The sequence below is a fragment of the Okeania sp. SIO2C9 genome (genome assembly GCF_010672455.1).
In the GTDB taxonomy this organism is placed as follows: domain Bacteria; phylum Cyanobacteriota; class Cyanobacteriia; order Cyanobacteriales; family Microcoleaceae; genus Okeania.
In genome coordinates this window covers 240,142-261,932 of sequence record NZ_JAAHGO010000001.1, presented here as the reverse complement: position 1 = coordinate 261,932, position 21,791 = coordinate 240,142, and the positions used below count along the sequence as shown (strand labels likewise).

Below are 21,791 nucleotides of genomic sequence, written 5' to 3'. Positions count from 1 at the left end.
TGTATTTGTTTGTAGTTGCGCTGAATGCCCCCTAAATATATTTGGGAGAACTCAAGCGCAACAACGACTTTCATTTGGGTAAAAAATCAGCTTTCTGATACAAAGCTATAATATATAAAGGCAAACAAATAACCTCCATCATTAAGATGAGTTGTAACCACGACTATACTATTATTCTTACTTTTGCCTTTTGACTTTTTACTTTAAGATGAGTTGTAACCACGACTATACTATTATTCTTACTTTTGCCTTTTGACTTTTGACTTTTAACTTTAAGATGAGTTGAAACAACGAATATACTATTATTCTTACTTTTGACTTTTGACTTTTAACTTTTAACTTTCATTTCCCATGTCGCTGCTGATGCCATTGCCAAGCGTGAGTAACAATATCTTGCACCTCTGGATATTTAGGAGACCAACCTAATACTTTCCTTACTTTATCGCTACTTCCTACCAAAATAGGTGCATCTCCTGGTCGGCGATCGCATTCTATTACTTGAAAATCTTTTCCAGTTACTTTCTTAACCGTTTCTATCACTTCCCTGACAGAAAACCCATTACCATTACCTAGATTAAATACTTCACTATCACCACCATTCAATAAATATTCTAACCCCAACACATGAGCATCCGCTAAATCACATACATGAATATAATCGCGAATACAAGTACCATCATGGGTAGAATAATCTGTACCAAAAATTGATATAGCATCTCGTTTACCTAATGCTGCCAATAAAACCAGTGGAATTAGATGGGTTTCCGGATTATGATCTTCTCCAGTTAAAGCATTAGGATGCGCCCCTGCTGCGTTAAAATAGCGAAAACAAACAGACTTAAAATCATAAGCAACCTCAAAGTCCGAAAGTATTTGCTCTACCATCAATTTACTCGCCCCATAAGGGTTGATCGGATTTTTGGGGTGGTCTTCAGGGATAGGACTAGTCTGTGGTTCCCCGTAAATAGCAGCAGTTGAGGAAAATACAAATTTTTTCACAGATGCTGCCAACATTGCTTCTAATAATGTCAGCGTACCTACTACATTATTATGATAATATTTTTGGGGATCTTTAACTGACTCTCCAACAAAAATATATGCAGCAAAATGCATGACTGCTGCTATATTGTGAGTGGCAAAAATCTTGTCTAATAGAGAGCGATCGCTGGTATCTCCCACAATCATCTCTACTTTCAGGACATTTTCTACTATATCCCGATGTCCATAGACAAGATTATCCAGAATTACCACTTCATAACCTGCAGTTTGTAGGGCCTGCACTGCATGAGAGCCAATATATCCTGCTCCCCCAGTCACTAAAATAGTTGGCTTAGTTTGTGACACTTTTTTAGTCTTCCTTAATTGCTATTAATTTAGTTATACCAATTCACTTTAAGGATGTCACAAATAGTTTCGCTCCTTTTAATGTCAAATAATTGCCTGAAACTATTGTATTGCCAAAGTCTTTAGCCGATCAAATCTAACTTCTGACTTCTAACTTCTAACTTCTGACTTCTGACTTCTGACTTCTGACTTCCGTGAAACGGTATTAGTAGCTTCCCTGAAATTAATATTCGGTAGGCATGAAATAACTTTTTTGTCTTTACCCTACACTATTTTAATCCTTATATTACAAATAAACAGCAAAATATTTCCAATCCCCAACAAGAGATTGGAACCAGAGAAACTTACTACAAATTAGCAATCTTTTGTGTTATGCTTCTAAACTAAAATGTTTTTCAATAACATCAGGAATTTCTGATGAACTAATCCGGCTATAACGGGCTTTGTTAGGCATAATTACTAGATTAGGTCCTGCTTTACACTTTTTCAGACATCCAGTCTTCTTAATTGTCACATGGTCTTGTAAGCCGCGATCGTTTAATACTTCTGATAATGCTTTACAAACTTTGCCTGCACCCCGTTTTTGACAATCTGATTTTTGGCACACTAAAATCTGAGCTTTCTTCGCTGCACACTTAGAATTAGTTCCAGTGATTTTTTGTGGAGATTTACTACAAGTATGTTCAGTTTCAGATAACTTCTGCTCTTTTAGTTGGCTAGATAAAGTTTCAACTAATTCCACACTATGATTTTTACATGGTGTTATTGCGTTATTGCTAAAATCTGGTATAATTTTTAAAGCCTTCAATTCTTCTTCACCAGTTTTCCGATAAACTGTTCTTTCTCCAGTTACTTTTACTCCTAAACCTGGTATTAATACTGAGGCAAAAATCTTCCGTAAAGGCTTGGCAAGTTTAACTGTATAATTATTACCCCCTGGTGTTTCTACATTAATATATTTCAGTTTGTAGCCGTCTTTAACGGTAACTTCTTGGATTTGTCCTTCTAAGATAAATTTTGTCATTTGCTTCTTGGATTTAGACATTGTTGGTTATTTTTGTTAGGTCATGGTCATCTATGTGGCTAGGGGAAGGTTTAAATACTTATACAGTTTCACTAAAGTCAAAAGTCAAAATTCAGAAGTCAAAATTGATATTTTAAGTACTTAAAACCTCTACTCTACAGGAATTTCAGCTTATTATTTGACTTCATCAGTTACCAACTATTTGTGACATTTTTTAAGTGAAATGGTATTACTAAAAGCTTTGTATCTCTACAGATAAATACATTACTTTTGCCCCTCTCTAATTTATGGTATTAATTCAGGATATTAGCTAACTTGCCAACAGCGTTGTAACAATTGCACCAATTCGCAACGATTAGCTGTGAATTGTTTTAAAACACTTTCTAATTGGGTAGCTTCATTTGTGTTTTTGAGCTGTACCCGCAATGGCTTTTCTGCTTCACACCAACAATGAATATCCAATTCTTGTAAGCGTTTATAGACTTCCCATCGGTCTACCGAGCTTATTTGTAAAATTTCCTTAGTGTCTGGCCTCTGGTTGAATGTACTCATTTTTTTTCAATTGCAATATATTAGCACTAAATTTACCGTTAAGACCTCTAGTAGTTCTGATGTGTTTCTACCAGAGTAACTATACTTTTGACTATACAATAGCTGCTAAATTTTCTCAATAGTTTTATCAAAAAAATTTGCTAACTTAGAATATATTCTATCTGCGATCTTGGCTCAGGTTGACTCTCCTATTAACTGTGGTAGACTTAAAACTGTTAGCAATAAACAAAGCTAGATAACTAGCAATAAATTAGGTTAATTGAAAGGAGAATACATAAGATGGCTACAGCAACTCCAGTACAAGTATTTGGTCAGATTGCCGATAACCCAATTGGATTAGAAAAAAGTGTTACTGAACCCATATGTGAGGGTATGAATATAGCTTTGGCCAGTTTCCAAGCTTTATATCTCCAATATGAGAAACATCATTTTGTTGTCGAAGGAGCAGAGTTCTATCAACTCCATGAGTTCTTTCAAGAAAGTTATGATGATGTAAGAGGTCATGTCCATGACTTGGCTGAACGTTTAAATGGTCTAGGTGGCGTTCCAGTTGCTAGCTTTGCTAAGTTGGCTGAAATGTGCTGCTTTACTCCTGAAGAAGATGGAAGTTTTAACTCTAGAGCTATGGTCGAACAGGATCTAGGAGCAGAACAAGAAGTTATTAAACTTCTGCGTCGTCTTGCTGCACAAGCTGAAAGCTTAGGCGATCGCGCTACTCGCTACCTCTATGAGCAAATTCTACTCAAAACTGAAGAGCGCGCATATCACTTAGACCACTTCCTAGCTCCAGACACATTAGTAGTCTTGAACTAGGTTCACATACTTATTAGGTAGCAATTCAAGAATTTCCTAGAAAATGAACTATACAAAAGAAGCTGGTAGATGCAACACCTAAACTTTTGTTGTCAAAGATTCTTTATACACTAGCAAAAAACTCTATTTTAGTAGGTATTTGCAAGCAAAGCTTCAGAAATTCAACTTCTCAAACTTTAATTGCCTACAAAACTTTCACTCAGATATAAAATACAAGAATATTACTGGCAGAGAGATACACCCATTCTCTCTGTCAAATTTTTTTTGCTGGATAACTAGGTAAGTAGATAAGTAGTTAGTTACTAATTCAAAGTATACTTCTGTTGCAAAAATATTGCAACTACTCTGAATAAAATTTAATTTTTGTAAAATTGGTTACTGATTTATAAATAGAAGTTAGAAAAAGATGTTATATTATTTCCAGTTGAACAACCAGAATAAATTTTTATCTTTTTATCTCTTTAACCCCCCGGAGAAACCTATCCCTTACCCATAAGTCTTAAAACCCTTGTGGGGATCAGGGAGCAGGGGAGAAAGGAGAAAAAATCATAGTAGCTAAGTAAAACTACTGAAGTTTTCAAAAAATGTATGGAAAAAGACATTTTTTCTCCCGAAAAAGCCGAGCTAAGACTTACACATAACTCGTCTCTAAAGTCAAGCTTTATGTTAAGAAATGATGTGGGTAATGGATAGCTGAGAAATTAAGGCTAATTGATCATGATGATCAGAGAATATTTATCACCCTATATTTTCAATTTTATCAGTATTCAACCGGAGATAGTATATTTTTCTTTAGAAATAATAATTGATTTAGTTTAAACCAATTAGTCAAGATTTTAACAAAAAAAATTAACTAGCCTCTAGGTAAGCTAAAGTCGATTGAACTGTGCTTGCTAGTAGTGTTTCATCTTCAAGAATTCTACCAATTATGGCCATGCCTTGAGTTGTACAAAGTAGCATCCTTGCTAAATCTCGTGGATTGGCATTAGGGCTTAATTCTCCGACTGCTTGAGCTTGTTGAAGTACTTGGCAAAAGACATCTTCTAAGTGTCGCAGGTAGGCGCGAAACAATTGAGCTATCTCTACATCATCAGTATTGAAGTCCGCAATGTTTGTTCCTAGCATACAGCCATAACTGCCTGGTTGACCATGTTGCCTTTGCCACTTGAACAGGATTTGTTTTAGATTCTCTAAAGGGGAAGCAGTTGTAGCTAATTCCTCTTTTAATGAGCGAATCGTGGTTTGGCCATAATAATCCAGAGCTTTGAGAAATAGCGATCGCTTATTACCGAAGGTGTCATATAGGCTTTTTTTGTTTATACCCATATTTTTTAGGAGTTCGGATAAACTAGCTGCTTCATAACCCCGCGCCCAAAACACTTCCATTGCCTTAGCCAAAACAACTTCTGGGTCAAATTGTTTGTTCGGTCCACGAGTCATGAGGAAAACCTTCGTTTTTTTAACCACAATACAATATTGACCTTACTACAACTTAAACTAAGCAGTAAAGGTTTAAGTAACATTTTTTTGTCTTGATCGACTCTCAGCAGAATAGGCCAGGGGAGAAAAATAGCGATCGCTTTAAATATAGCAATGAGCGCTGGTATATTTACAAATTGCAGGAGGGGCCAAATAGCTAAAAGTCTTATATTATTAGCAATTTATTCCCCCAGATGAGCTGTTGCCTTCCGGAGCTGTTGCCTGCGCACAGCGCTATATAGGAGAAGGAAGAAGGATGGACTAAAGTTGAAAACATCTTGCGTTGTCTGAATTTTAAGTTTTTAATATGTCCGGGCTCTTTGCTTGGACTGCTACAGTGGTTTTCAAATAGATAGACTAGAGTGGCCGAAGCATTCTCTTACTCCCCAATCCCTAAACCAAAATAATTTTTGATTTTACCTAGAATCACTCTTATGGCCAGCGCTATAATTTTTAATGAGCGCGCCTGGATGAATGGTGCGTGTATAATTATGATTTCCTACGGAATGCTTCCCTACGGGATGCTGCGCAAACGCAAACGATGTCATAATTATACACAAATATTAATAGTTTATCTAGTAGACATTTTGGGTAAATTTAGCTATAACAATAGATGTAGTCGAGGAATTAATAATATCTTTGCTAGTAATTGAAGCCAAATTAAAAGGCAGTCAACATCAGTACAAAGTTTTAGATGAAATGATTCTCACAGGTCAATTTATCAGAAACAGTTGCTTACGTTATTGGATAGATAATAAAAACGTCAAACGCAACGACTTACAAAAGCTTTGTGCTGTATTAGCAAAGGATAATAATTTTCCTTGGGTCAAAAAACTAAACTCTCAAGCTAGACTTGCATCAGCCGATAGAGCATGGCAATCAATACAACGATTCTACAAAAATTGTAGACTGAAATTACCAGGTAAAAAGGCGGTGCGACCCCGCGACGACGACAGTCGCAAGGGAACGCGCACCAAGAGAGGTTATCCTAAATTCAAGAAGTTCACCCGTTCAATAGAGTATAAAACAACTGGTTATAAGCTATCCCCAGACAGAAAGAAAATTGAGTTTAAAGATGGTTTTAAAGCAGGTGTATTTGAGTTATGGACAAGCCGTGATTTAGTCTGGTATTCACAACAACAAATAAGTAGAGTTAGAGTTGTTAGACGTGCAGATAGTTATTATTGTCAATTTTTAGTAAATGTAGAGAGAAAAGAAACTCATAATTTTGAAGGCAATGTAGTAGGAATAGATTTAGGTTTAAACGCTTTCTATACTGATAGTAATGGTGATGTTGTAGAAAATCCTAAGTATTTGAGTTCCTCAGAAAAACGACTAAAAAAGCTACAAAAGAGAGTATCACGTCGCCACGAGAAAGGTAAAAAGCCACAGTCAAATAACTACCATAAAGCCAGAAAGCAATTAGCCAGGCAGCATCTCAAAATCAGCTTTACTGCGTAAAGACCATGCAGTAAAGACTGCAAGGGCGTTAATCCAATCTCACGACTTGGTAGTCTACGAGGATTTGAAGATTGCTAACCTAGTTAAAAATCATCACTTAGCTAAATCTATATCTGATGCAAGTTGGTATCAGTTCACCGAATGGCTGGAATATTATGCTAAGTCCCATGGAATTGCTTGCATAGCAGTACCTCCACATTTCACATCTCAAAATTGTTCTTCTTGTGGTCAAACTGTTAAAAAATCGTTGTCTGTTAGGACTCACAAATGTCCTCATTGTGGTTATATAGCAGACCGTGACCATAACGCAGCAAAGAACATTTTAGCTAAAGGTTTAGAGATGTTAGGAGCAATAGTCAACAGTACCGAGGGGCACTCGGAATCTGGGGGAGACCCAAAAGCTACGGGAGAGTCCGACCTCTGGATTAGTAATAGCAATATTTCGCTCTTTAAGTTGTCTCTATGAGCGTAGAATCATCAATGATGAGAATCCCGCATTGCGTTACTCTGATTTGATGCCGGGAGTATGTCAATAGTACGATAACTACAGCAGTTTTGGAGTTGATGAGGAAAAAAGTTTTACGAGTTTAGGGAATAGAGACTATATCATGTCCGGATAATTAACGATAGAACTCCGTTCCGCTTACGCGACCAAAAAAACTTTCTCCTTTTCTTCCTCTTCCCTAGAGCTGATTTGTAAACTGAGCTGAAATCTCTTTCTAGCATGGGTTTTTCCAAAGTTATGACCTTGGGGTTTAGATAGTGTCAAACCCTTACACTGTAAAGTATTTATCCTTTTAATATTTACTTTATAAATCAGCTCTTATTGCTTATTGCTTTTTCCTTCTTCTTTGTTATTCTTTCTTACCTCCTGACTCCTGACTCCTCCCTAGTGCCGCTACGCGGAAGTCACCAAGTCAGAAGTCAGAAGTCAGAAGTATTGATTGGTAAGGCTTTTAGGATGTTGTAACTGGTCAGTTATTTCCGCCATTCTGCACTAGTTTATTTATAAGTATTCAACTGGACATGATATTAGATATTAGAGATGAGTATTAAACTGTACCTCACTATCCTCAAAAGTGCTGTAATTAGCTGGATTATATATAAGTGACACCAATCACAAAAAAACAAAAATATACTCACATTTTGAGATGATATTAACTACAAATTGAGTTGACAACAATTATGAAATAAACATTACTTGAATCACTTGATTTAATTGCAAAATACCTAATAATAAAAATGACAGTTTTGGTTACTCATTAGTTTATTAATTTCTATGAAATTACTCAATATATCATCAACAAGAAAAGCACTTGAAGAATTATTTACTCAAGTAATGTGTTCCAGTGTTCTTACTCCCAAGGAACGTATGCAGATTCAGAAAATCTTATTAGAGGGTTATCTGAATGATGATGAGTATGCTATTATTAATAGGTTATTTTATAACGTCCGCCGTGGTTGGATCAAACTTGTTGACTAGCATTTTAGCATCTAATGGAGATGTTCAATAATTGATAATTGAAGTATGAAGAATTAATAGTTACTTTTGCCTAAAAGGAAGAAAATTGATATAGCCGAAGAAATTGTTGACTTTTTCTTCTGAAAATAATAGGTTTTAAATCTTGATCAATTATCAATTATCAATTGGTAATATTATGTATCTTTAAAATACTCACAAATCAAAAAGGTTGTGAGGGTGACTAGAGCAAGGAGTAGGAGAAGAAGACGATTGAGAGAATGGAGAAGAGCTTTTTTATTACGTCTAATTAATGAAATTTTATCTCATACCAATTAAAAAAAAGAATGTTACGAATAATTAGGAGAGTTAAAATACTTGATATCAGATACTACGAAGGACTAAGAAGAGGTATTCTAGCTCATAAATGATACTTAATATATTTATTCTGTACATCGCCCTACCGACGGTTCCCCTATCTGAGTTCTGATTCCTAAGCAGTCACTTAACTATTTGTAGCAAACATTTGTCAAATTGGTTTAATCTATTCAAATAGAACACATAATCAAAAAATAATCTTTGTAATTATGACTATATGTTTTATCTTTGGTAAAACCACTATGTAAGTTTTAAGAAAACAAGTTAATATTTATATTGATATCTAGATTAATTAAATTCTGCTACTACTGGAAAATGGTCTTAAGGAAGTATTCCATCATATTTTTTATTCTCTACTTTCACACTGTGCAAATTTAATCTACTGTCATAATAAAATAAATAGTATCAATGGGCAAAAAAGCTTTGTCTGTAAAATTGTTATAAGTTATCTGCTTACTTAATTTTAAACCAGATAAAACATCTAATAAAAACAATCCATTTTTAAAAGGATTTAAAAAAGTATTTCGTGCACTCGATCCTGGTTGATCGTTAAGATCTGCCGTGACAAAAATCAATGATTGTTTGTCAGGATTTAACTTTTCTGTTTGTAGGAAATCGAAGATTAATTTAGCACCTAATTCTCTAGCTTTTTTACTGTCATAATCCAAGTGCGTATTAATAATAACTATTTGCCGATAATTTTCAACAATATTAAATCTTGCCTAACTAGCCATTCTGGGTAAATGATTTCCCTAACTAGAAGTAATACTACCTGGTACATCTGGTGTTTCACTCAGCCAAAAATCTCCATGGTCGAGACAATTTAATCTATCTTTCTGATAAAATATTGCACAGTGTTCATCATTACCTGTACCTCTTCTATCAGCTCCAAGACAGCAATAATTAGGCAATAATTGCTGTAAATCTAATAACTGATTTACTTTAAGTTCTTGAGTGCCAATTATATCTGGAGCATATTCATAAATTAGGCTAGCTACAGCATTTTTTCTGACTTCCCATCGATGATTTCCAGGGTCTGGTTTATCATATCGAATATTAAAAGTAATAATTTTGATTACCATGATTTTAGGTAGTAGTTGATAGGTGGTAGGTGGTAGATAAAAAAAGCTTAGGGAATAATTAAACTTGAAAGCCTCTTCTTTGAAGAAATAAAGACTTTGAAGCAGACATAAAGAAAAAATCTTAGGTTGTCCTGCATAGTAATAGTGAAGATATATATTTTTTAATTTCTTCCCAGACTCCCCACACTCTCTCTACCATTACTATGTACCACCACCAAATCTTATTCGTATTCTATCCGTTTTAAAGCTATCCATTACCCACATCTTTCTTAACATAAAGCTTGACTTTAGAGACGAGTTATGGGTAAGTCTTGGCTCAGCTTTTTCGGGAGAAAAAATGTATTTTTCCATACTTTTTTTTGACAACTTCAGTAGTTTTACTTAGCGACTATAATTTTTTCTCCTTTCTCCCCTATTCCCCACAAGGGTTTCAAGACTTATGGGTAAGTGATAGGTTTTAAAGAGAGGTAATTATTAATTATTAATTGTGAATTATTAATTATTAATTATTGAACGCACTACCTAAAATCTAACTTTTTCTGATTAACTTCAACAAGTTTGTTTTCAGCGTGCGTGACTGTGGGTTTTTAAACAAAAGTTAGTTCGCAGTAATGCTCTGGAAAAATTTGCTTCCTAACACCTAAAAACTAACACTTAAAAATCAACGAAAATCTCGCAATAAAAAATTCAACTATCGCAATTATATTTTTAGTTGCAAGCTTATGCTCAAAGGTTATAAATAACGTGATAAATCAAAAAATTACTAATATAAATACTAGGTATGATTTCAAATATATTAGGTTTATCTTAGTTAATTGTTATTTTAAAACCCTACAATTTATTTAAGATTACTACATAGCTAGTCAAGTATGATTTGAAAAATCATTGACATCAACTTAACATACAAATTTGATGATAAACATCACAAGGAAAGCCTCTCAGAGAGCGACAGCAACACTGTGAGGCCGATCTATCTATACAGAATCTAGTTATCTTCTGACAATAAATTTTAGATAAGGTTCCCTAATTAGTCAAAATTCTTAAATTTTCATTTATATTCTATCAAAATGCTTCAATATAATCGAGAATAAATAGGCATAATTTATTTAGTAAATTATGACTTTAAAGATAGTAATAAAAAAATTAATTTTTGGGAAAAATGACAGAAAAAAACAAAGTTAAAAAATCAATTTTAGCTAGTCAAGAATATCTATTGAATCTGCAAAAACCACAAGGGTACTGGTGGGATGAATTAGAATCAAATGTAACAATAACAGCAGAAATAGTTTTACTACATAAAATTTGGCAAACTGACAAGAAAAGACCTCTTGATAAAGCAAAAAATTATCTAATTTCCCAACAACGAGAACATGGTGGTTGGGAATTATTTTATGGGGATGGGGGAGACTTAAGCACTTCTGTTGAAGCTTATATGGGTTTGAGATTATTAGGTGTTGCAAAAACAGATCCAATCATGCTTAAAGCACAAGATTTTATTATTAAAAAAGGAGGTATTAGTTGCAGTAGAATTTTCACGAAATTACATCTGGCTTTAATTGGATGCTACAACTGGCAGGGTATTCCTTCTATTCCTCCTAGCATAATGTTACTTCCTGAAGATTTTCCATTTACTATTTATGAAATGTCAAGTTGGGCAAGAAGTAGTACTGTTCCACTATTAATTGTGTTTGATAAAAAGCCGATTTTTTCCGTCAACCCCACAATTAATCTGGATGAACTTTATGCCGAAGGGATTAACAATGCTAGTTTTGAATTACCTCGTCAATACGATCTGACAGATTTATTTTTGGGGTTAGATAAAGCTTTTAAATTTGCAGAAAATTTTAACTTGATGCCTTTGCGAGAAGAGGGTTTAAAAGCAGCAGAAAAATGGATTTTGTCAAGGCAAGAAGTTACGGGTGACTGGGGAGGTATTATTCCGGCAATGTTAAATTCTATGTTGGCATTGCGGTGTTTGGAATATGATGTGGCAGACCCTGTGGTGGTGCGGGGGTTGGAGGCTATAGATAGGTTTGGTATAGAAACTGAGGATAGTTATTGGGTACAACCTTGTGTTTCTCCTGTTTGGGATACCGCTTGGGTAATACGTTCATTGGTTGATTCTGGTATTCCTTCTAGTCATCCAGCAGTAGTTAAAGCTGGGGAATGGTTGTTGCAACAGCAAATTTTGGATTATGGTGACTGGGCAGTTAAGAATAAATTGGGTAAACCGGGGGGTTGGGCATTTGAATTTATCAATCGTTTTTATCCAGATATAGATGATACGGCGGTGGTGGTTATGGCTTTGGATGCTGTGGAGTTGCCTGATAAGGAGTTGAAAAGTCAGGCGATCGCTCGTGCTATGGAATGGGTAGCTTCGATGCAATGTCAACCTGGGGGTTGGGCGGCTTTTGATGTGGATAATGACCAAGACTGGTTGAATGGTATCCCCTATGGAGATTTAAAGGCCATGATTGACCCGAATACGGCGGATGTGACGGCGCGGGTGTTGGAAATGGTTGGTTGTTGTAGGTTGTCTATGGATAGTTGGCGGGTGAAACGGGCGATCGCTTATTTGGAAAGGGAGCAGGAAGGGGAAGGTTGTTGGTTTGGTCGATGGGGAGTTAACTATATATATGGTACGAGTGGAGTAATTTCGGCTTTGACTGTTGTGGCAGGGGAAAGTCATCGAGTTTTTATTGAGAGAGCGGCGACTTGGTTGGTTGGTTGTCAAAATTCGGATGGGGGATGGGGAGAGAGTTGTCGGAGTTATAACGATCCGTCGTTGAAAGGGAAGGGAAAAAGTACAGCTTCTCAAACTGCTTGGGCGTTGATTGGGTTATTAGCTGCGGGGGAGGCGACTGGTAATTTTGCTAGGGAGGCTATTGATGGGGGTGTTGATTTTTTGGTATCGACTCAGAAGGATGATGGGAGTTGGTTGGAATCGGAGTTTACTGGTACTGGTTTTCCCTGTCATTTTTATATTAAATATCATTTTTATCCGCAGTATTTTCCTTTGATGGCTTTAGGAAAGTATGAGAATTTGTTAAGTGGTTGAGCGATTATCTTACCACTCAGCAAAGGGAATCGCTCAACTTTACCTCTTGTCTATAGCCCAATTAACTTTTTCTAAGCTTGCTTCTTGCGCTTCAGACCTAAACCCAAACCTCCAACAGCGAGGAGTCCGAGGATAGTGCCAGGTTCTGGTGTTACCCTTTTTTGCGTGAAGGTGTTCTTGAAGCCATCGAAAGTGCCACCCTCTGGAATGGAGACTGTATTCATAACACTGATAAACTGATACATCGTTGGACCAAGAATAGGCGTTGGGGTAACTGAATTTCCATCAGAACTTACTAGCTCAAGTAGTAGATTGCCAGTTCCACCAGACCCATCTGTCACCTGTGCTTCAACTCCGCCAGAAGTTACATCACTATTAAGACCTACTTGATCAAAGAAAAAGTCAGGGTTGGCGATTGTAACATCATAAGTAGCTGTACCTATGAATGAACCTAAAGTTTGACCGGGATCTAATTCAAGCTCAAATGTTTCTCCATCACTAGCTACTCCGATTATAATTTGAGCACCAGCAGGTATGTCGAACTCGGCAATAAGTTCAAAATTACTAAAAGTTTTATCAAAACAAGTAATAGATCCCATAGGGATCTCAGAACCAGTTAGTCGGCCACACTCACCAGGAGTAAAAGTGGCTGCTCTTGCTGAAGGAGATACCACCAGAGAGAGAGGAACAGAAAGCATTCCCAGACTAATTCCGACTGGAAGCAACTTTTTTAATAAAGAAAATTGTTTCATAAGTTTTCCTATGAAAAACCTCAAAAAATGTTTGACTCAAGAATTACTTAGTGGGACTTAGATAAAATTCAGGCAAAAAATGGCATCAAATCTATACAGGGAGAGTATTTTAGGTCAAAAATTGATAAATCTAGGAATAATCGGTGTTTTCCCACGGAATGCGGAGCTAACAACAATTTTTCGGTCTTTGACGTCCTTCTCATGCCTAGACTAACTTTGATAAACTTTCTAGCCGACAAAATGTTTAATGGGACTCAAACAAAACAGCAATAGAAAATAGGCTCAAACATAGACAGGCAGAGGTTTTTAGGTCTAAAAGGTATAAATCCTTAACTACCAAGGGTTTCAGCAATTTTTAGGTCATTGACGTAATTCCCTTGTCTAGAATGACTTTCAGACAGTTTTTCTCCCAGAAAATGTCTAAGTTCCACTAAGTATCATTAGTTATAAGTTGACAATAGTGCCAACAAAAAAATAAAACAATAACAAATCAGCATCTTTACTGAATCTTTATATAGTAAATATATTAGTTTTTCAAATACTTCTAAATTCCAGATCAACCAATAAACTTTTCTACCCCCTGAGAAGCGCTATATAGTAACAATGTTAATCACAAAATAATTTAGATTTTTGTTAAATGCTCAATTTGATATGAAGAAAAAAAACCTTATAACAACGGAGATACTTTATAATCATAAGTAAAACTTATAGTAGATTTCCAGAAATCAGAAAGGCTTGTCTTCATCAAATCTTCACAAAACTCAGCCAGGACTCTAACGGTACTTTGATATTTTTTACAGTAAAAATGGCTTCAAACCCAATAGGGGCAAGGGTAATTTCAGTTATCAGTTATTAGTTATCAGTACCTCTGCAATAAGGAGGCTTGAAATATAGAATATTCTCTTTTTTATTCCCTTAAAAGAGGAGGCTTCAGACCATAATTTCTAGGTAATATATGAACAGGCTAAAAATGGCTCAAACCTAGATATATCAACAAAAATCCTGATTAGATGTAAAACCTTTACTGTATAAGCTTTTGATGCTATTTGGAACTTATTTTTTGTTAAAATTTCTATATTATACTAACCTTTGCCTTCTATAGCTACAATATTTTTCATAACTTCTGAGATTAACTGTATCAAAAGTATTATGAGATTTATTAACCCAAAAGTCGATTATGCCTTTAAAAAAATATTTGGATCGGAACAAAGCAAAGAGATTTTAATTAGCTTTCTGAATCATCAGAAGCCAAAGAAATTGACATACTCTCCGGCTGTTAGGCGCGGAGATTCTCCTGAAACCAGGATTCTTGGTTCACTGAGTCCACTTAAACTAATTACCTTGCGATACTTAGCCCAGAGATGGTTCTCTCCCCAAGCGTTTGCTCTATTCCAAGAGCCTGTTCCCGTATGCCCTACGGTACAGTTCAAACCTCAAACAAAAATTTTGGTTCTCTGGTACTTGTTGCTTAGAGCAATTCCTAAGTACAAGCATTACTGTACAAAACCCCATAACTCTTCTCTTGGTCAGCATTCCCTTGCGCCTGACGGCGACGCGGGGTCTGACCGCAGTTTTCAAGGTGCAAATGCTACAGTTAAGTAGCTATAGGTTTTTAGAGCGGTTGAATACCTTTCCGCTGTTTCCATAATAACATAAAGTCCCCCTAAAAGGGGGAGGCTTTAAACCCAATTTTTCGGTAATTTCTAAATCAATTCCAAAATTACTCAAATTATGGATAAAATACTCTCCCAAAATCTTGAGAGAGCTGACCAATAAACAAAACTCATTTAATTACTCAAGAATAAATGTATTTATTAGAGAGTATTTGTCCTAATTCAAGACTTAATTTCACCTCTCTATTATGTATGTGGTTTTCTAATCTGGTTTTGTGACAGTGGCGATCGCAAATTTATTATTAAACATCTCTTTTTTTTATGAGTTAATTGAGATTTAGACCAGTTGCCAAAAATCTTTCTTTGTCGGCGCATTTTGTTAGAGATATTTTCCATTTGCTTCCCTTATTTCCTGAAAAAATCTCTAATTTATGACAACTCAAAATAACTCTCAAATCTTCACTTTCCTACAGGAGTCGCGATTGCCCTCTTCTACCATTTCACGGAAATTAAAAGTCAAAAGTCAAAAGTAAGATTAGCATTCCATTACTAAAATCAAAAAACAGTTTCCCGCCATAACGCCAAAATATAAATTTAAACAATAAAATTAACTCTTATAATTTTTTCTGCTTATCAAAAAAATCTCTTGTTTTAGCTAATTATTACAAAATATTTCACGGACTTGCGTTATTTCAGCGATTTGGTATCATCTAGATACATAGTTTATTGTGCCAATGTTGTATTTAAAAATAAGAAATTTTATCTAGAAAAAGCTACAACCTTCTATTTTTCGTCAATATAGGGTGCAAAAATTTATACTTTCTCCACGGTTGAATAAATCTCAAAAAAACAAATTTTGAATAGGTATTGGTGCTTAAGCAATTATAGCCATTGACAAATTTCTTTTTTATAGGGTAAAACAATTCTCTTCAAGATAAAATATGTCAGAAATGTCCAGATAATGGTCGATCTATAATTTTGTTCTTAGAGCAATCGCCAATCAAAATTGTTAATTTCAACTTCAAGAGGCGATCGCGCAAAATTATCGTGGTATTCAGAAAAATCAAACACAAGCTAAGAACTACAATTTTTGTAAAGAGCTTGCAATGATTAAGTAGGGTTTGCTGAAAAAATCAGAGTGTGGGAAGTGTGGGAAGTGTGGGAAGTGTGGGGAGACAGAGAAAGTAGGAGGAATAATTGTACCTGTATCTTTCTGTGCTTGTCTGCCTTTTATCCTAACTTTTTAGTTACTCAAGCTGAAAATTTTGCACTTTTTTTCGCTCTAAAAAGGCTAAAACATTTATTTCTCAGTGCTTTTAGATTTAATCAGCAAACCCTAAGTAATTAACACCAGCCAAATCATTTTTTGATAATTAGCACTCTAGGAGCGCGTTAATTATTATGCTTACTTCTCCCCCACTCCCCTACTCCTCTACTCAATGAAATGTAGAAAAATTTTTGAGAAATGATATTATTCCTCTAGCAAAGGCAATAATTCTAACTGATAACGATACAAAGCTACGGGATAATTACCTGCCACAAAATAATCAGGGTCTTGAGGTGATAAATAAATAGCAGTTATCTGATTTGCTTCAATTATTTCTCCTTGATTTTCATCGAGAATGTGATGATAATCTGTAGTTGTTTCTACCTCATTTAAGTAAATCATAGTCTCACCCTGAAATAGTTGCTGAGTTATTTCGCAGGTAATAAAATTATCTGGGTTTAATTGTTCGTTTGCCCTGTTGGTAATAACTGAAACTAGCTCTAGATTATCTCGCAAAATAGTTGTCTGACGATTAGGATTATTTTGGTCAATATTTACAGATAAAATTGCATCATCGCCCAAAAGTGCTTTGCCAATATTTAATCCGTTAAATTCTCGATCTGCAATAACTGCTTTTGGAGGTAAGTCTAATTTTTCAGTAGACCAATATATAGGCAAATTAATTAATTTTTGTTGGGATATTCCTTCAATATTCAAGTTTTGCTCCAACTTAATAAATCTAACTTTAAAATTTACTGATTTATGCAAATATTTACGATTATTTTCAAATCCTGGCGTAACAATTTCTGGTGCTAATGGTGCAACCATATCTATTAAAGTACTTTTAACATTCCAATTTCCTGCCATCCATTTTGGATAAATTAAATCTTCTTTCGCACTGCTAATTGATGGTTTATTTTCCCAGTTAGGAAAATCATCAATTCTGGAACTCAGTGTTCCTGCTATTGCATTATTAGCCCGAAGCAAAATAATTGTAATTAAATATAAACTCCAAATTACTTGGCAGAATTTTTGATGATTTTTTCTAGATTTGTGCATTATTATAGTCGAAATTACTTTTTGAATAATTTCTTAGTATACCATTTCTATTTGAGATGTTTGATTGAATCAAGTCTTCAGCCTTTTTGTTGGATAGTTGCTGCGAATATCGTTCCTCAAGCCAAAATACATAAACCAAATCTCAAAAGTTTTGCTACATTTTAAGGTGTTGTTATCTACAAATATCAGTATCAACTTTGTGAGCTTTCTGACAATATCCTCTCACTTTTAAAACATCCTCTCAATTGTACTTTTAACAATTCTTCGATCAAATCACTTAAATTCTGTAAATCATAAATTCTTTATTGGTGATTACAGCAAAATTTTAAATTGAGTTTTCCTAACTAATACTAATTTAATAAAGTTCTGGAAGAGATAAAGCTTTTGACATCCTCTCCGGCCTGAAGGCGCGGAGATTCCTACTGAACCATAGCTCTTCGGTGAGTTGACGTTTCACTGGCTGCTGCTAGCTTGACGTTAGTCTTATACTTGCCTCCACGTCCGTTTAATGTCTCGGACTGCCCGCCCGCGACTAATATATTTATTGCTGCATTATGGTCTCTATCGTGTTTTGCACCACAGTTGAGACACTCCCATTCTCGCACTTGAAGGTCTAACTTTCCACCTTTGAATCCACAGCTAGAGCAGGTTTGAGATGTTGCCTCCCAACGACTAATGACTCTGAAATCACGACCATATTTTTCTGCTTTTCCTTCTAAAAATGTTCTGAAGGTTCTCCAGCCTAAATCTGATATTGCTCTGGATAATTTGCGGTTTCTAATCATACCAGATACATTCAAATCCTCTAAAACAACTGTTTGGTTTTCACGAATTATTTCAGTGGATAATTTATGTAGAAAGTCTGTTCTTGTATCTTTCAGTTTTGCATGTAATTTAGCTACTCTAACCCGTGCTTTTTCATACCTTTTAGAGCCTTTAGTTTTATGAGATAATGACTTACTTAACTTTCTTAATTTTTTAATTCGTTTCTTAAGTGGCTTAGGAGCATCAACCTTTGTACCATCACTCAATGTAGCAAAGGTAGAAATGCCTAAATCTATACCTACTGAATTATCAGTCTGAGGTAAGATTTCTGGTTGTATTTCTACTACAAAACTCAAGAAATATCTATGAGCTGAATCTTTGATTACTGTTACTGATGATGGAGCAGCAGGTAACTCTCTTGACCATACAATTTTCAGCTTTCCAATCTTAGCCAAATAAACTTTATCTTGACCAATTTTAAATCCTACCTTTGTAAACCTAGCAGTTGCGAGCGACTTTCTACTTTTAAATTTAGGAGGTTTAACAGGTCTACCTTTTCTCTTGCCTTTTGTCGAACTGAAAAAGTTTTGATAAGCCTGGTTTAAATCATTCAAAGATTGCTGCAATGGTATAGCAGAAACTTCTGATAGCCATTCTCTGTATTCAGTCTTTTTAGCAGATGTGATAAACTGTTTTTGTAGTTCAGAATTAGTGGGTTTCTTTTCTCCTGATGTATACTTTTGTTGGCAACAAGCTAGACTATCGTTCCAAACCACACGGACACAACCAAATAGCTTTGCTAATCGGTGTTTTTGTCCCGGTGTTGGATAGATACGATACTTAAATCTAGCTTTCATAATTTGACTATTAAACTAACAATATTATAACATATTTCTTGAAATAAAATCAACTACTAAAAAGTCGCCCTAGAAGGGCGAGGCTTTAAACCCAATTTTCTGGTAAAATTTTAGAATGCTGATTTGAGTCATATCAACTACAGTACAAGAAAATCTTTCCTGTTTGATGCCAAATTTATTTCTAAGTTGCATAGAATAATATTTGAATCAGAGTTGACTGTAGATAGAGATAGGCAAGTTAATAAATTCCATAATTCTGTGCCACCTAACATAAAATTGGCATAAAACTAAGTACCCAACACCCAACACCTAAAACCTAACACCTAAAATTTAAAATTTAAAATTTAAAAAGGATTATTGCTTAGAAGGCTGGTATCTATAGATTGACATAAATAAACTATCGATCTTTTGATACTCAAGAATTTTGATAATTTAAAAATGAACTCAAAGTAACAGAATCTCCTTGTTCTTGAGATTCAAAAAGAGCTTCTTCTGCTGCTAAAAACAGACTACTAGGTTCATTTTCCCTGGGAATTGTACAAGCAATTCCCATACTCATAGTTACTATAGAGTTAGGGAAATTAGTCCACATATCTCTGTCAGGAGATAATGTCAATTCTTTAATTTCTCGGATAATTATTTCAGCAATTTCTATTGCTTTTCCACCATCTATTTTCGGCAAAATCATTATAAATTGTTCGTTTTCCTTGTTGAAATGTACATTGTGAATATCCTGCAAAATTAGAGATATTTTTTTTGATATAACTTGTAAACAATTATGACTAAATTTAGTTCCATATTGATTTTTATAATCTTTATAATTATCTATTTCACCTAATATCAAAGCAATCGGATAATTTTCAGCAACTATATTATCCCATTCAATCTTAGTGTAGAAGTTAAAAAAATCATGGTTACTCATTTTAACAGAATTAATATTTGTAAAAACTTGTGGATTTTGATAATCTTGATTTTTGGTTTTTTCTTCCACAGTTTTATCACTTGTATGCCCTAATTTTTGCCCTTGAAAATAGAGAGAATATAACTTACAGCAAGGAACACAAATATTTCCATCTATTTTGACTAATCCTAAATTTTCTAGTTGATAAGTAATCATCGGTTCCAATTGAATATTCGTTGGTTCTATAATTAGCTGTGTAAATTTAGCTGCCAGTTTTGGTTGTTTTTGCAATACCATCCATAAACTGCGTAAATAATCACTATAAATTCCTCTTTGAGTAGGAGCATCTCTTAATAATTCTTCAAAAGTTAAATTGTGATGATATAAATTATCTAAAGCCAGATGTACTAAATAGGGATGCCCGCCTACTAAATTCATCAATTCTTGTATTTGTTCTGCTGGCAACTTCAGTCCATAACGTTGAGCAAAATCTTTAACTTGTTCTAGTGTAAATTCAGATAATCTAATGGCTAAACCAAGATTAAATGGCGATTGATTCACACTTAATGAAACATATATTTCAGTAGCATGAACTAACACTAATCGTAGTTTTTTCCAAATTTCTACTATCCGAGCTTGTTCATGCCAAAATCGTAATAATGGTAAAAAATCCTGAGTGATTTTAGTATATTTAAAGACGCAATTAACTTCTTTAAAAATTAACACTACAGGAGTATCAATTTCATGTAATAGTTCTTCAACAAAAATCGTACAACATACCTTATATCCTATATCTTCGTCCCAATAATCATCTATATTAGAAGTAGATTTTAGCTTTCTAGTAAGATTAATACAAAACCAACGTAAAAATTTTTCTGTACTCTCAAAAACTGCTGTATCAGTCTCTAAAAAATCTATAGTTATGATTCGGTAATCTAAAGTTTTAGTGTAGTTAATCAATCGTAGTAGGAAAGAAGTTTTTCCCATTTGTCTAGGCCCTCTAATCCTAATCAAACTACCTGGAGTAGCAATTTCTTGATATGCACGTTCTTCGCAAGGTGGTCGCTCGATATAAAATCTGGAGTTAAGTGCTATAGGTGTTCCTGGATGATCTGGCCTGGGATCTATACTTTTTAATTTAGGAATATATGTCATCAGATTTAAAAGATTATGTATACATTTATCATTTTCTTTGTGGGTTTAATACCCCACCGTCAACGGGGGTGTTCAAAATTACTTGGGGGAGCGTAGACGCGGAGCGGCTTGTCGAAGACTATCCATAAGTAATTTTCCTCCTGTCTCCTGTCTCCTGTCTCCTGTCTCCTGTCTCCTGTCTCCTGTCTCCTGTCTCCTGTCTCCTTCTTCAAAGCAGTTTTCGCTTTATTAGACTACAGTTCTATAGAGGGTCTATACAAGAGTTATAATTTTTACTGCGTATTCCATCTTCCTGAAAACCGCTCTAATTTATATTCAGATATAGCTATTTAAAATAAGTCGTGAAAAATCAAAAAATAGATTAATTTTTTTTAATTCCTACCATTGTTTTCTAGTTCATAAATTCTATGCATATTCTCTACAAGCTCCAAATCTAAGGTTGATTTTATTTGTATAAAAATAATATTATTTTATTTCGTATTTAAATCATAAACTTGCCTCAATATCTACTTATATATCTTTCTTTATTACTAAATACTTAATAATACTAATATCACCGGAAAATTGAGGATTTATATCATGTCCGGTTGAATACTTATAAATAAACGACGGAGGAGTTAGGAGTCAGGAGTCAGGAGGAAATAAAGAATAAAGAAGCAAGAATAAAGAGGAAGAAAAGGAGAAGTTTTTTTTCTCACTAATTATCCGGAGATGATATTGCCGAATAATTAAGGTTTAAACTCTCTCCTTGGCTGCGCCGCGAGCTGTCGCT

At 34.7% G+C, this 21,791-nt stretch carries 16 protein-coding genes and 1 pseudogene; 6 read left to right on the top strand and 11 right to left on the bottom strand.

Translation table 11 applies throughout. The annotated features are described in order from the left end of the window. Positions 1 to 342: 342 nt before the first annotated feature. The 3 genes from galE to F6K23_RS01015 all read right to left on the bottom strand — a co-directional run bounded on the left by galE (position 343) and on the right by F6K23_RS01015 (position 2,920). Positions 343 to 1,344, bottom strand: a complete 1,002-nt coding sequence (galE, locus tag F6K23_RS01025) for a UDP-glucose 4-epimerase GalE (protein WP_293149662.1) — start codon at positions 1,342 to 1,344, stop codon at positions 343 to 345. 370 nt (positions 1,345 to 1,714) lie between these two features. Next, entirely contained in the window at positions 1,715 to 2,368 is a 654-nt protein-coding gene (locus F6K23_RS01020) for a (2Fe-2S) ferredoxin domain-containing protein (RefSeq protein WP_293149660.1), read from the bottom strand. A gap of 306 nt (positions 2,369 to 2,674) precedes the next feature. Then, on the bottom strand, positions 2,675 to 2,920 hold the full coding sequence (locus F6K23_RS01015; protein WP_287274330.1) for an Asr1405/Asl0597 family protein: 246 nt from the start codon (positions 2,918 to 2,920) through the stop codon (positions 2,675 to 2,677). Between the two features lie 279 nt (positions 2,921 to 3,199). On the opposite strand from F6K23_RS01015, the gene F6K23_RS01010 reads away from it, so the two are divergent. Further along, a complete protein-coding gene (locus tag F6K23_RS01010) occupies positions 3,200 to 3,733 on the top strand; it encodes a Dps family protein (protein ID WP_293149658.1) in 534 nt (177 codons plus the stop codon). A gap of 849 nt (positions 3,734 to 4,582) precedes the next feature. Here F6K23_RS01010 and F6K23_RS01005 read toward each other — a convergent pair. Then, on the bottom strand, positions 4,583 to 5,173 hold the full coding sequence (locus F6K23_RS01005) for a TetR/AcrR family transcriptional regulator (RefSeq protein WP_293149656.1): 591 nt from the start codon (positions 5,171 to 5,173) through the stop codon (positions 4,583 to 4,585). Between the two features lie 678 nt (positions 5,174 to 5,851). Here F6K23_RS01005 and F6K23_RS41345 point away from each other — a divergent pair. After that, the gene (locus F6K23_RS41345; protein ID WP_367267573.1) at positions 5,852 to 6,673 is read left to right on the top strand and encodes an RNA-guided endonuclease InsQ/TnpB family protein; all 822 of its coding nucleotides are present in this window, start codon (positions 5,852 to 5,854) and stop codon (positions 6,671 to 6,673) included. A gap of 46 nt (positions 6,674 to 6,719) precedes the next feature. Further along, positions 6,720 to 7,139 carry a transposase gene (locus tag F6K23_RS41340; RefSeq protein WP_293155157.1) on the top strand — a complete coding sequence of 140 codons (420 nt, stop codon included), beginning with the start codon at positions 6,720 to 6,722 and terminating at the stop codon, positions 7,137 to 7,139. Positions 7,140 to 8,884: 1,745 nt separating this feature from the next. Here the strand turns inward: F6K23_RS41340 and F6K23_RS00990 are convergent. Further along, positions 8,885 to 9,178, bottom strand: a complete 294-nt coding sequence (locus F6K23_RS00990) for a hypothetical protein (protein WP_293149654.1) — start codon at positions 9,176 to 9,178, stop codon at positions 8,885 to 8,887. An 84-nt stretch (positions 9,179 to 9,262) separates the two neighbouring features. After that, positions 9,263 to 9,592: an endonuclease/exonuclease/phosphatase family protein gene (locus tag F6K23_RS00985; protein WP_293149652.1), complete on the bottom strand. Its 330-nt coding sequence runs from the start codon at positions 9,590 to 9,592 to the stop codon at positions 9,263 to 9,265. Between the two features lie 1,159 nt (positions 9,593 to 10,751). Here F6K23_RS00985 and shc point away from each other — a divergent pair. Next, positions 10,752 to 12,650: a squalene--hopene cyclase gene (shc, locus tag F6K23_RS00980; protein ID WP_293149650.1), complete on the top strand. Its 1,899-nt coding sequence runs from the start codon at positions 10,752 to 10,754 to the stop codon at positions 12,648 to 12,650. Positions 12,651 to 12,721: 71 nt separating this feature from the next. Here the strand turns inward: shc and F6K23_RS00975 are convergent, their stop codons facing one another. Further along, positions 12,722 to 13,348, bottom strand: coding sequence for a PEP-CTERM sorting domain-containing protein (locus tag F6K23_RS00975; RefSeq protein WP_293149648.1), 627 nt, complete (start codon positions 13,346 to 13,348; stop codon positions 12,722 to 12,724). Positions 13,349 to 14,551: 1,203 nt separating this feature from the next. On the opposite strand from F6K23_RS00975, the pseudogene F6K23_RS00970 reads away from it, so the two are divergent. Then, a pseudogene (locus tag F6K23_RS00970) lies at positions 14,552 to 14,641 on the top strand (PD-(D/E)XK nuclease family transposase); the annotation flags it as partial. Positions 14,642 to 15,261: 620 nt separating this feature from the next. On the opposite strand, the gene F6K23_RS00965 reads toward F6K23_RS00970, so the two are convergent. Next, positions 15,262 to 15,411 (bottom strand): hypothetical protein, encoded by a 150-nt coding sequence (locus F6K23_RS00965; RefSeq protein WP_161564986.1) that lies wholly within the window; start codon positions 15,409 to 15,411, stop codon positions 15,262 to 15,264. A gap of 742 nt (positions 15,412 to 16,153) precedes the next feature. On the opposite strand from F6K23_RS00965, the gene F6K23_RS00960 reads away from it, so the two are divergent. Beyond that, the gene (locus tag F6K23_RS00960; protein ID WP_293149644.1) at positions 16,154 to 16,363 is read left to right on the top strand and encodes a hypothetical protein; all 210 of its coding nucleotides are present in this window, start codon (positions 16,154 to 16,156) and stop codon (positions 16,361 to 16,363) included. Positions 16,364 to 16,486: 123 nt separating this feature from the next. On the opposite strand, the gene F6K23_RS00955 is transcribed toward F6K23_RS00960, so the two are convergent. The 3 genes from F6K23_RS00955 to F6K23_RS00945 form a co-directional block, all read right to left on the bottom strand. Continuing rightward, positions 16,487 to 17,341 carry a DUF6816 family protein gene (locus tag F6K23_RS00955; RefSeq protein WP_293149642.1) on the bottom strand — a complete coding sequence of 285 codons (855 nt, stop codon included), beginning with the start codon at positions 17,339 to 17,341 and terminating at the stop codon, positions 16,487 to 16,489. Between the two features lie 419 nt (positions 17,342 to 17,760). Further along, entirely contained in the window at positions 17,761 to 18,963 is a 1,203-nt protein-coding gene (locus F6K23_RS00950) for an RNA-guided endonuclease TnpB family protein (protein ID WP_293149640.1), read from the bottom strand. Between the two features lie 415 nt (positions 18,964 to 19,378). Next, a complete protein-coding gene (locus tag F6K23_RS00945; protein WP_293149638.1) occupies positions 19,379 to 21,019 on the bottom strand; it encodes an AAA-like domain-containing protein in 1,641 nt (546 codons plus the stop codon). Positions 21,020 to 21,791 lie beyond the last annotated feature (772 nt).

Bases quoted from the DNA above. Each gene is read 5' to 3' on its own strand.
- F6K23_RS01020 (WP_293149660.1), bottom strand. From the start codon at position 2,368: ATGACAAAATTTATCTTAGAAGGACAAATCCAAGAAGTTACCGTTAAA.
- F6K23_RS01015 (WP_287274330.1), bottom strand. From the start codon at position 2,920: ATGAGTACATTCAACCAGAGGCCAGACACTAAGGAAATTTTACAAATA.
- F6K23_RS01010 (WP_293149658.1), top strand. From the start codon at position 3,200: ATGGCTACAGCAACTCCAGTACAAGTATTTGGTCAGATTGCCGATAAC.
- F6K23_RS01005 (WP_293149656.1), bottom strand. From the start codon at position 5,173: ATGACTCGTGGACCGAACAAACAATTTGACCCAGAAGTTGTTTTGGCT.
- F6K23_RS00985 (WP_293149652.1), bottom strand. From the start codon at position 9,592: ATGGTAATCAAAATTATTACTTTTAATATTCGATATGATAAACCAGAC.
- shc (WP_293149650.1), top strand. From the start codon at position 10,752: ATGACAGAAAAAAACAAAGTTAAAAAATCAATTTTAGCTAGTCAAGAA.
- F6K23_RS00975 (WP_293149648.1), bottom strand. From the start codon at position 13,348: ATGCTTTCTGTTCCTCTCTCTCTGGTGGTATCTCCTTCAGCAAGAGCA.
- F6K23_RS00965 (WP_161564986.1), bottom strand. From the start codon at position 15,411: ATGGAAAATATCTCTAACAAAATGCGCCGACAAAGAAAGATTTTTGGC.
- F6K23_RS00955 (WP_293149642.1), bottom strand. From the start codon at position 17,341: ATGCACAAATCTAGAAAAAATCATCAAAAATTCTGCCAAGTAATTTGG.
- F6K23_RS00950 (WP_293149640.1), bottom strand. From the start codon at position 18,963: ATGAAAGCTAGATTTAAGTATCGTATCTATCCAACACCGGGACAAAAA.
- F6K23_RS00945 (WP_293149638.1), bottom strand. From the start codon at position 21,019: ATGACATATATTCCTAAATTAAAAAGTATAGATCCCAGGCCAGATCAT.